Below are 2,135 nucleotides of genomic sequence, written 5' to 3' on the forward strand. Positions count from 1 at the left end.
GGAATGGGGCATGGGGCATGCCCCATTCCCTAGTCAATCTGAATCGAATTCGGCGCACTCCCCGATGGTGGGGTAGTCATTATTAATGGTTTGCGGAATTGGGCATAGAGGCGATCGCGCCAGGCAAAGAATGGTTCATAATCAGGATTCTCCGCAAATATTGGCACTCCTTTACCTCTGATAGATGCTGGTAAATCCAGATAGGGGCCACTGGGGAACTTTAATAATATCGATAAACCTGCTACAGTCAAGTCAGCTAAAGTAGGTTCATCTCCTGTTAAATAAGGACTATCGGCTAGCAGTAATGTCAGTGCGTCTAAGTCTTGCTTTAAATCCGCGATCGCTGACTTGATCACATCTGGGCTGTAGCCTACCCCAAAACCCAAAACTGTCAGTAAATCACTGGGTACTCCTTCAACTAAACTTTTGAGTACATCTGGTATAGAGGTGGGTAATAAAGATTTGCGGAAATTTTGATCTTGACTAATAGCAGAAAATAGCGCTTTGCGACCTTTGAGTCCTATTGATTCATCTGCCCATTCTTCGAGCAATAAGGTTACACCCCGTTTTTTGGGGTCTTGCGGTAATAGTGGGCGATCAGGATATTCTAAATCTAAATACTTAGCGATCGCTGTTGAGTCAGCAATATATTTATTCCTGTCCTTCAATACTGGCACTTGTCTTTGACCAGTTAATCGGAACAGTTCTACCTGTCCAATTCCAGGCGTAACCTCTATTTTGCGGTAATCTAGCCCTTTATAATCTAAAATCAAGCGTACTTTTTCTGAGTATTGAGATAGTTCCCATTGGTATAATTCCAGCATACTGTATACCTTGTAACTCGTTACTTTCTTGACTTTATAATTCTACATAATTCTATACAAATATGAGATTTTTGTACTTTGAGAAAATTTGCATTCTACATTTATGGGAGGATTTGGAATTCTTCGTAGCGATCGGCAAGTAAGCGAAGGGATAAAATCTTCTCTATTCATAATCACCTAAATACCAGATATCCCTGATGCAATCAGCATAAGCTGGCTTTGGATGTTAAATTTTACCAGGACAAAGTATTTGCGTGAAAAGATTTTACTTCCTTCTAAGGTTAGATTTTATGCCTAGCAAAATGTTATAAATCTTTATGTAACCTGTGGACAAACAAAGACAAACAAAATTTATGAAAGCAAACTACACCAAATTAGTGACCACTTTGGCAGGTATAGCCGGATTAACTAGTGTCAGTCTCCTTCTTACTTTACCATCTGGAGCAAAAGAAGTATTAAATTCTCAGCCCAGTGTTTTCAACGAGACTCCCTACAACCAGGGTCAAGACGTGCAGGCGATCGCTCAATACACACCTGTTGAAACTACTTCCGAAATAGAAAAGGATAATGCCAAACCCAAGAAACAAGTGGCGCAGAGCGGGGGTGTGCTAAATCCCAGACCAAGTATTTTCGATGAGCCTCCTTATAAGCGTGGTAGTGGTGCTACACCTGATGAATCTGCACCCCCAAGCCTACCTACTACCCCCGGAGCTACACCAACCACACCAACAGATCCAGGGACAAGTAACACTCAAGGCAAAAATTTGTTAGCGTTGGCAGAGTCAAATAGCTCCTTTACAACCTTAACTAAGGCATTAAAAGCAGCTGGATTGACAGAAGCATTGCAAGGCAAAGATAACTTAACTATTTTCGCGCCTACTGATGCAGCCTTTGCCAAATTGCCACAAGACGCTGTGCGAGATTTGTTGAAGCCAGAGAATAAAGAAGTATTGCTCAAACTTTTAACTTACCATGTGGTACGTGGTAAAGTACTATCCACCGATTTAAAATCAGGGGAAGTCAAAAGCCTTGAAGGCGGCACTATCAACATCAAAGTTGATCCTGCTACTGGTGTGACTGTCAATGATGCTAAAGTAATTCAGGCAGATATCACAGGTAGTAACGGCGTGATCCATGCAATTGATCAGGTGATTTTGCCTCCTGACTTGTAGTTTATACGCACAGGTAAAACCTGTAATATAACCAAGTTAAAATTAAGTGTGAACAAGAAATAATCCCGTTGAGATGTTGATTTAGACGGGGTTATTCTGTAATATCATAGGGCATGGGGCATGGGGCATGGGGCATGGG

The 2,135-nt window shown here is 41.6% G+C and carries 2 protein-coding genes; one reads left to right on the forward strand and one right to left on the reverse strand.

What is annotated here, in order from left to right; genetic code table 11:
• Positions 1-29 precede the first annotated feature (29 nt).
• Entirely contained in the window at positions 30-824 is a 795-nt protein-coding gene (locus IQ246_RS29475; RefSeq protein ID WP_194006818.1) for a glutathione S-transferase family protein, read from the reverse strand.
• Positions 825-1,177: 353 nt separating this feature from the next.
• Here IQ246_RS29475 and IQ246_RS29480 point away from each other — a divergent pair, with 353 nt between their 5' ends.
• Complete coding sequence (locus tag IQ246_RS29480; RefSeq protein WP_194006819.1) at positions 1,178-1,996, forward strand: fasciclin domain-containing protein; 819 nt, start codon at positions 1,178-1,180, stop codon at positions 1,994-1,996.
• Positions 1,997-2,135: the final 139 nt, after the last annotated feature.

Source organism: aff. Roholtiella sp. LEGE 12411 (assembly GCF_015206995.1).
GTDB lineage: Bacteria > Cyanobacteriota > Cyanobacteriia > Cyanobacteriales > Nostocaceae > Komarekiella.

Bases quoted from the DNA above. Each gene is read 5' to 3' on its own strand.
- IQ246_RS29475 (WP_194006818.1), bottom strand. From the start codon at position 824: ATGCTGGAATTATACCAATGGGAACTATCTCAATACTCAGAAAAAGTA.
- IQ246_RS29480 (WP_194006819.1), top strand. From the start codon at position 1,178: ATGAAAGCAAACTACACCAAATTAGTGACCACTTTGGCAGGTATAGCC.